Annotated in this window: 7 protein-coding genes; 4 read left to right on the top strand and 3 right to left on the bottom strand. The window is 68.3% G+C overall.

The features are described from left to right. The 3 genes from rplM to erpA all read left to right on the top strand — a co-directional run. Positions 1 to 265 (top strand): 50S ribosomal protein L13 (gene rplM / locus FUT87_RS14180; RefSeq protein ID WP_147241427.1); only part of this gene is annotated, 265 nt, incomplete at its 5' end. A 9-nt stretch (positions 266 to 274) separates the two neighbouring features. After that, complete coding sequence (rpsI, locus tag FUT87_RS14175; RefSeq protein ID WP_091727356.1) at positions 275 to 667, top strand: 30S ribosomal protein S9; 393 nt, start codon at positions 275 to 277, stop codon at positions 665 to 667. A 202-nt stretch (positions 668 to 869) separates the two neighbouring features. Further along, positions 870 to 1244 (top strand): iron-sulfur cluster insertion protein ErpA, encoded by a 375-nt coding sequence (gene erpA / locus FUT87_RS14170; protein WP_091727353.1) that lies wholly within the window; start codon positions 870 to 872, stop codon positions 1242 to 1244. Positions 1245 to 1326: 82 nt separating this feature from the next. On the opposite strand, the gene FUT87_RS14165 is transcribed toward erpA, so the two are convergent. Beyond that, entirely contained in the window at positions 1327 to 2457 is a 1131-nt protein-coding gene (locus FUT87_RS14165; RefSeq protein ID WP_147241426.1) for an anhydro-N-acetylmuramic acid kinase, read from the bottom strand. 29 nt (positions 2458 to 2486) lie between these two features. Then, positions 2487 to 3872 carry a M23 family metallopeptidase gene (locus FUT87_RS14160; protein ID WP_091727345.1) on the bottom strand — a complete coding sequence of 462 codons (1386 nt, stop codon included), beginning with the start codon at positions 3870 to 3872 and terminating at the stop codon, positions 2487 to 2489. A 379-nt stretch (positions 3873 to 4251) separates the two neighbouring features. Between FUT87_RS14160 and tyrS the strand changes: the two genes are divergently transcribed. Beyond that, on the top strand, positions 4252 to 5430 hold the full coding sequence (gene tyrS, locus FUT87_RS14155) for a tyrosine--tRNA ligase (RefSeq protein WP_404932665.1): 1179 nt from the start codon (positions 4252 to 4254) through the stop codon (positions 5428 to 5430). 187 nt (positions 5431 to 5617) lie between these two features. Here tyrS and FUT87_RS14150 read toward each other — a convergent pair. Next, positions 5618 to 8364: S41 family peptidase (locus FUT87_RS14150; protein ID WP_147241425.1), on the bottom strand; the 2747-nt coding region annotated here is incomplete at its 5' end.

Below are 8364 nucleotides of genomic sequence, written 5' to 3'. Positions count from 1 at the left end.
CATCATCAACGCCGAGAAGCTGCGTGTCACCGGCAACAAGGCCACGGACAAGGTGTATTACCGTCACTCGGGCTTCCCGGGCGGCATCTACGCCACCAAGTTCAAGGACATGCAAGCCAAGCATCCGGGCCGCGCCCTGGAGAAGGCCGTCAAGGGCATGCTGCCCAAGGGTCCGCTGGGCTACGCGATGATCAAGAAGCTGAAGGTGTACGCGGGCGACACGCATCCGCACACCGCCCAGCAGCCCAAGGCGCTGGAAATCTAAGGAGCCGTGATGATCGGAAACTGGAACTACGGTACCGGCCGTCGCAAGTCGTCGGTGGCGCGTGTCTTCATCAAGAAGGGCACCGGCCAAATCACGGTGAACGGCCGCTCGATCGAGCAGTACTTCGGCCGTCAGACCTCGATCATGATTTCGCGCCAGCCCCTGCTGCTGACGAACAATGGCGAGGCCTTCGACATCAAGATCAACGTGCACGGCGGCGGCGAGTCCGGCCAGGCCGGTGCTGTCCGTCTGGGCATCACCCGCGCGCTGATCGACTACGACGCGGCCCTGAAGCCCGAACTGAGCCGCGCCGGCTTCGTCACGCGTGACGCGCGTGAAGTCGAGCGTAAGAAGGTCGGTCTGCACGGCGCCCGTCGCCGGAAGCAGTTCAGCAAGCGCTGATCGACTTCCGTTCGCTGGTGGAATCCGGGTTGGGATTTCGTCAGCGACGCAAGCTCCAGAACAAGGCCGCTGTTTTCAGCGGCCTTGTTTTTTTATCCGGTGGGCTGCACCTCCCGCCGAAGGGGCTATCCCCAAGTGCCTGCCCATGCGGCGGGTGCTTTGAGATAATTCCCGCCATTCCTCCGACACAACAGGATCCACGATGAGCGCAGTCCTCGAAACCCAAACCACCGGCATGGGCGACATGCCGGCTCCGCTGGTCTTCACCGACAGCGCGGCTGAAAAGGTGCGCGAACTGGTGCTGGAAGAAGGCAACCCCGACCTGAAGCTGCGGGTGTTCGTCCAGGGCGGCGGCTGCTCCGGCTTCCAGTACGGCTTCACCTTCGACGAGGCCGTCAACGACGACGACACGCAGATGGCCAAGAACGGCGTGACGCTGTTGATCGACGCGATGAGCCTGCAATACCTGGTCGGCGCCGAGATCGACTACAAGGAAGATCTGCAAGGCGCCCAGTTCGTGATCAAGAACCCGAACGCGCAGACGACCTGCGGTTGCGGTTCGAGCTTCTCGGTCTGATCGGCCGGCACGACCCGACTGCCCCGACACGTGTCGGGCGCCATGACCAAGACCGCCTTCGGGCGGTCTTGTCGTTTCTGGCTCACGCCGGGGTGTAGCTGCCCAGGACGCGGAGTCCGGTGCCGCCGGTCGCGGCGGGCAGGTTGCCCGGGAGCCCGCGCACATGGCGCATCGCCAGCCAGGCGAACGCGGCGCCTTCGACCTGCATCGGCGGCAGGCCGCGACGATCGGTGGTGGTCACCTTCATGCTGGGCAGCAGCGCACGCAGCCGTGCAAGCAGCGCATCGTTGAATGCGCCGCCGCCGCAGACCAGCAATTCGCGCCAAGCGCCCGGGGCGTGAGCCGCCAGGCTGTCGGTCACGCAGCGCGCGCTCAACTCGAGCAGCGTGGCCTGCACGTCCACTGCGGAGACCTGCGGCGCATGCGCCGCGATGCGTTCATCCAACCATCCGAGGTGGAAAAGGTCCCGTCCCGTGCTGCGTGGTGGCGCCTGACGGAAGTAGGGCTCCGCGAGCAGCGCGGCGAGCAGTCCGGCATGCACCTGTCCCTGGGCCGCCCATTGGCCGCCCGCGTCATAGCTCGCGCCTTGATCCCGATGGATCCAGCCGTCCATCAGGCAGTTGCCGGGACCGCAATCGAACCCGCCACTGCGACCGTCGGCCCACAGCAGGCTGACATTGCTGATGCCGCCGACGTTCAGCACGACGACGTCCTCACCCGGCTGGGCCAATGCTGCACGGTGGAAGGCCGGCACCAGCGGCGCGCCCTGGCCGCCGACGGCCAGGTCCCGGCTGCGCAGGTCGTGGACCACGGCGATGCCGGTGAGCTCGGCCAGCAATGACGCATTCAGCACCTGCAGGGTGAAGCCGGTGCCGTCGAATTCGCCGGGGCGATGCCGGACGGTCTGGCCATGCGCGCCGAGCGCGCGAATGTCCTGCGGGACCCGACGCTGCGCATTCAGCAGCGCGCGGCACACCTGCGCATAGGCGCGAGCGACGGCATTGCCGGCGAGGGCGGCGCGTTGCAGTTCGTTGTCGCCGGGGCTGTTCAGCGCCAGCAGTTCGGCGCGCAATTCGGCGCCGAAGGGCTGGTATTCATGGGCGAGGGCTTGGACGCTGCCGTCGGCCTCGGCGCTCACCAGCACCACGTCCACGCCGTCCAGCGAGGTGCCGGACATCAGTCCGATGTAGAGCTCGGCGCCGGTCATCGTCATCGCCGCGGAGGTCGCGAGCGACCGCCGGCTTATTCGCCGACGACGCCCTCGTGGATGGACGAGGCCGCGTCGAGCGCGATCTTGGCGCTGGCGACCTGGGCCTTGAACGCGGCCTTGGCGGTCGCGGGCAGCGTGACGGCTTCCGACGAGCGCGCGATCACGCGCGGATCCTGCTGCTTGCCGTTCACGCGGAACTCGAAGTGCAGGTGCGGGCCGGTGGCCCAGCCGGTCGAGCCGACGGCGCCGATCTTCTGGCCCTGGTCGACCTTCTGGCCCTTCTTGACGTCGATGCGGCTCAGGTGCGCGTAGACCGTCATGCGGTTGCCGCTGTGCTTGAGCTGCACCACGTTGCCGAAGCCGTTCTGCCAGCCGGCGAACTCGACATTGCCGTCGCCGACGCTGCGCACCGGGGTGCCGGTGGGAGCGCCGTAATCGATGCCCTGATGCTGGCGCCAGGTCTGCAGGATCGGATGGAAGCGCATCGCGAAACCGGAGGTCACGCGGGAGAACTCCATCGGGCTCGCCAGGAACGAGCGGCGCTTGCTCTCGCCGTCGAAGCCGTAGTAGTTGCTTTTGCCGCTGGCCGGATCCCGGAACAGCACCGACTGGTAGCTCTTGCCGTTGTTGACGAACTCCGCGGCCAGCAGGCGGCCGGCGCGGTTGCCCCAGGTGATGGGCTCGCCGTCGGCGGTCAGGGTTTCGTAGACCAGCGAGAAGCGGTCGCCCTTGCGCAGTTCGCGGTGGAAGTCGATGTCGCCGGAGAACATGTCCGCCAGCTGGGTGGCGATCGCGTCGGGCACGTTGGCCTCGTCGGTCGCGGCGAACAGCGAGGACTGGATCGAGCCGCTGCCCAGGCGGGTCTGGGTCTCGAACGGCACGGTCTCCAGCTTCGAGACGAACTTGTCGCCCTCGCGGGTGATGCTGAGGCGGGTGAAGTGGGTGTCCTGCTGCTCGCTGGCCTCGGCGGCGTAGCGGGCGACGAGCGATTGCACTTCGCCACTGGCGGTCGCGACGACCTGCACGCGCTTGCCGACGCGGCCGGTCAGCAGCTTTTTGGCGGTCTCGTCGCTGCGCAGGAAGGCGGCGGCGGCGACGTCGGCCGCGCCCATGCGCTTGAGCAGCGAGTCGGCGGTGTCGGCGGCGCGGGTGATGTCGCTGCGGGACAGGCCGGGATCGAACGCGGCCAGTTCGGCCAGTTGCTCGTCCAGCGACTGCAGCGGGATGGATTCGGAAACGATGCGCTGCGGCAGGTCCGCTGCGTCAGGGGCCATCGGGGCGACGCCGAAGGCGGTCACCGCGAAGCAGCTCAGGACACCGACGACGGTGCCGGTCAGGGTGCGCGGGTGCTTGGCCGCGAAGGATTCGGCGCGAGCGAGCGTGCGCTGCACGCGCTGCCATTCGTCAGTCCAATTCATCACGCGCCGAAGACCTTCTTTCTGGAGCCTGAGGAGTGCCGCCCGTCGCCACGCCGCAGGGCGTGACCCGGAGGGCCCGGGCCGGCGATTCGACGTGCCGGCCAGCGAAGGACGCCGGGGGCGTCCTGATGCTGCGGGGAGCGTCCACTAGAATCGCCGTCTTGCGTTGCAGCGTCCCATCGGGCATGAGATTTGCCCTCCTGGCGCCCCGCAAAAACAGCCGGCAGTATACCGGCGCGCCCGGGTTGCAAGTGCTAGAAAACCCGATAAATCAAGACTTTACGTAAGCCCGTGCGGGCTCCGAAGTGCCATGTCTGACATTCGAACCCAGTCCTCGCCGGCCGCTGAATTTCCGATCACCGACCGGGTCCGTCATGCGATGCAGCAATCGCTGCGGGGCTGCGAGGAACTGCTGCCGCAGGACGAATGGCTGAAGAAGCTGGCCCGTTCCGAGGCCACCGGCCAGCCGCTGCGGATCAAGCTGGGCCTGGACCCGACGGCGCCGGACATCCACGTCGGCCACACGGTGGTGCTGAACAAGATGCGCCAGCTGCAGGACCTGGGGCACCAGGTGATCTTCCTGATCGGTGACTTCACCTCGATGATCGGCGACCCGTCGGGCCGCAACGCCACGCGCCCGCCGCTGACGCCGGAGCAGATCAAGCACAACGCCGAGACCTATTACAAGCAGGCCAGCCTGGTGCTGGATCCGGCGCGCACCGAGATCCGCTACAACAGCGAGTGGTCCGACCCGCTGGGCGCGCGCGGCCTGATCCAGCTGGCGGCCAAGTACACGGTGGCCCGCATGATGGAGCGCGACGACTTCACCAAGCGCTACGCGGCCGGCACGCCGATCTCGGTGCATGAATTCCTCTACCCGCTGATGCAGGGTTACGACTCGGTGGCGCTGAAGGCCGACCTGGAACTGGGCGGCACCGACCAGAAGTTCAACCTGCTGATGGGCCGGCACCTGCAGGCCGAGTATGGCCAGGAGCCGCAGTGCATCCTGACCATGCCGCTGCTGGAGGGCCTGGACGGCGTCGAGAAGATGTCCAAGTCCAAGAACAACTACGTGGGCATCACCGAGCCGGCCAACAGCATGTTCGCCAAGATCCTGTCGATCAGCGACCTGCAGATGTGGAAGTGGTTCGACCTGCTGAGCTTCAAGTCGATCGAGGAGATCGCGGCGCTGAAGCGCGAGATCGAGGGCGGCCGCAACCCGAAGGAGGCGAAGGTGATGCTCGCCAAGGAGATCACCGCGCGTTTCCACAGCGCGCAGGCCGCGGAGGACGCGGAGGCGGACTTCAACAACCGGGCCCGCGGCGGCATTCCGGACGACATCCCCGAGCTGACGCTGAGCGGCGCGCCGATGGGCATTGCCGCGCTGCTGAAGGCGGCCAACCTGGTGCCGTCCAACGGCGAGGGCAACCGCAAGATCGAGCAGGGTGGCGTCAAGATCGATGGCGTCACCATCAGCGACAAGGCCCTGAAGGTCGAGGCCGGCACGATGGTGCTGCAGGTTGGCAAGCGGCAGTTCGCGCGCGTGACGCTGACCTGACCCGTCCCGTCCCAACCCCCGCATCACGCATGCAAAACGGGAGGCCGAGGCCTCCCGTTCTGCTTGCAGTCAGCGAGTGTCCCCGGGCCCGGAACAGGGTGGGAGGTTCGCGGACGCGAGGCCTCCTACCCTGTGATGGGCCGCGCTGGCTGACGCGCAGTCGCGCAGCGCCGGAGCCCCGCAGCGCTCACTGCTTGATCGGCCGCAGATAAGGCCCCGGCTTCGGCATCTTGACGGGATCTTTCGCGATCGCGTCCTTGAGCCAGGCGATCGCCGCATCCAGCTGCGCATCCTGCCCATTGGCGGTCGCGCGCGGCGGGTTGTCGACCTCGATGTCGGGCGTCACGCCCTTGCCCTCGACGAGGAACTGGCCGTCGACGGTGATCTGCCCGTTCTCCGCGGCGCGCATCAGCCCGTTGTCCATCAGCCGGTTCTGGTCGGACAGCCACACCCCGGCGCCCGAGGTCGTCTTGCCGATGACCGGTCCCAGGCCCAGGCGCTTGAAGCCTTCGGAGAAGGTTTCGCCGTCGGAGTAGGTTTCCTCGTTGGCCAGCACGACGACCTTGCCGCGGAACACCTGCTGCATGTTGGGATAGGGCTTGCTGCCGTAAGGCGAGCGCGGTTGCCAGAAGGCCCAGGCGCGGCGCAGCAGCGTCTGCAGGATCCAGCTGTCGATGTTGCCGCCGTTGTTGTGGCGGACGTCGATGATGAGCCCCTCGCGCTCGCTCTGCGCGTAGAACTCGCGGGCGAAGTCGCTGATGTCGTCGCGGGTCATCGCGCGCAGGTGCAGGTAGCCGATCTTGCCGTTGCTGGCGGTGTCGACGATCCGGGCGCGGCCGTAGCGCCAGTCGTTGACGCGCAGCTGGCCTTCGCGGCGCAGGTCGACCGGCGTGACGACGACCGGGCGTTCCTTGCCGGAGGGCTCGCGCACCTGCAGCAGCACCTGCTTGCCGGCCTGGCCGCGCATCAGTTCGCTGGGATCGGGGGCCTGGGTCGCGTCGCGGCCGTTGATCTGCGTGATCACGCTGCCCACCGGGATGTTCAGCCCCGGCGCGGCCAGCGGGCCGGCGTCGGCCGGCAGTTCCGGATCGCCACTGAAGATGCGGGCGATCTTCCAGCCCTTGGCGTCGCGCTCGAGTTGCGCGCCCAGGCCGGCGAAACCGGGTTCCTCGGCGCCCTTGCGCAGCTCGCCCGGCGCCACCTGGCTGTGCAGCAGGCTGAGCTCGCCCACCATCTGCGCCATGACCTCGGCCAGCTCGCTGCGCTCGGTGACGCGTTCCACCAGCGGCGCGTACTTGGCGCGCATCGCGGTCCAGTCCACGCCGTGCATGTCCTTGTCGTAGAAGAAGTCGCGCTGCATGCGCCAGGCGTCATTGAACATCTGGCGCCATTCGGCCTTGGGATCGACGGCGATCTGCCAGTCGGTCCAGCGCACGCGCGACTTGTCCAGGTCGCCGGGGATCTTCGGTCCGGCGTCGACGATCAGGATCTCCGGCGCGGCGCCCGGCGCCGCGGGGCGGCGGATCAGCAGCTTCTTGCCGTCGGCGCTCAGGTCGAAGGCGCCGACCTGTTCGGCGAAGGTCTCGACCTTGGTTTCGCCGGGACCGATCGGCAGCTGGCGCAGCGTGGTGCCCTCGTGCAGGTACAGGCGCTTGGAGTCCACGGCCAGGCCGCTGTAGTTGCCGGCGGCGATGGGCACCTCGAACAGGCGCAGCGACAGGCCGGGGATCTGGATCTCGGGCTTGCCCTTGGCCGCGGGCTTCTCTTCCTTCACCGCGGCGGCCTTGGCCTGGTCGACCTTCTGCTTCGATTCCTTGTTGTCGGGCTTGTCCTTCTCCTGCTCGCGGACCTCGGCCTCCTCCTTGGCCTTCAGGCCCTGGAGTTCATCCGGCTGCGCGAACGGGAAGCGCAGGCCCGGCTGCAGCGCCAGCGCATAGACCTTCCAGCCCTTGTCGAAGAACGGGCCCATGTTGCGGTCGCCCCAGGGGCCGGGGTTGCCGGTCACGTCGAAGCTGCGGCGCGACAGGAAGTAGAGCCACTGGCCATCGGGGCTGAAGGCTGGCGCGGTCGCGGCGTAGCGGTCGCTGCCGAGCTGGTGGACCTTGCCGTCGGCGACGGTCAGCAGCATCAGCTGCTCGCGATAGGGGTTGCTGGTGGCGCGGACGAAGGCCAGCACCTTGCCGTCGGCGGACCAGGACAGCGACGCCGCGCCGTCGCCGAGCGTGTCGTGGTCGACCTCGCGGGTCGCGGCGGCGCGGCTGGGGTTCTTGAGGTCGGTGAGGAAGAGGCGGCCTTCCTTGTCGGTGTGGGCGATCCAGCGGCCGTCGGGCGAGGGCGACAGGCTGCGGCGCATCGCGGTGGCGCCTTCGGTGACCTGCCGCGGCTGGCCGGCGCCGTTGGCGGCCAGGCGCCAGATCTCGAGTTCGCCGCTGTAGTCGCACAGCGCGAAGACGTCGCGGCTGTCGCTGCTGAAGGCGGTGTCGCGGCAGCGGCCGGCGTCGCCGAGGCTAGCGGGCACCGGCAGTTCGGCGCGGCGCAGCGGGCCGACGCCTTGCGTGGCCAGGCGGCCGCGCGCGGTCAGCACGACCTGCTCGCCATTGGGCGACAGCGAGACCGCGGTCAGGAAGTCCTGCGGGCGGCTGACCCAGCGCTTGCGCTGCTGGTCGAAGTCGCCGCCCAGGGCGATGGACAGCTTCTGCTCGGCGGCGCTGCCGTTCAGGTCGAGGCGGTAGAGGTCCGCGCCGACGGCGAAGACCGCCTGCGCGCCGTCCAGGCTCGCATGGCGGATGTCCCATCCCTTGAGGCGGGTGTGCTGGCGCGGGTCGGAGCCGTCGGCCTTGACCGACCAGAGGTTGAAGGTGCCGTCGCGGTCGGACAGGAACGCGATGCGGGCGTTGCCGCCGGCGTCGACGTAGGGCATCGGCCGGCGGTCGT

The organism is Mitsuaria sp. TWR114 (assembly GCF_007997345.1).
Note: the sequence above shows the minus strand (reverse complement) of the source record. Positions and strands in the feature narration are given on the sequence as shown.

Excerpts from the sequence above, each read along its gene's own strand:
- rpsI (WP_091727356.1), top strand. The coding sequence starts at position 275 with ATGATCGGAAACTGGAACTACGGTACCGGCCGTCGCAAGTCGTCGGTG.
- erpA (WP_091727353.1), top strand. The coding sequence starts at position 870 with ATGAGCGCAGTCCTCGAAACCCAAACCACCGGCATGGGCGACATGCCG.
- FUT87_RS14165 (WP_147241426.1), bottom strand. The coding sequence starts at position 2,457 with ATGACGATGACCGGCGCCGAGCTCTACATCGGACTGATGTCCGGCACC.
- FUT87_RS14160 (WP_091727345.1), bottom strand. The coding sequence starts at position 3,872 with ATGAATTGGACTGACGAATGGCAGCGCGTGCAGCGCACGCTCGCTCGC.
- tyrS (WP_404932665.1), top strand. The coding sequence starts at position 4,252 with ATGCAGCAATCGCTGCGGGGCTGCGAGGAACTGCTGCCGCAGGACGAA.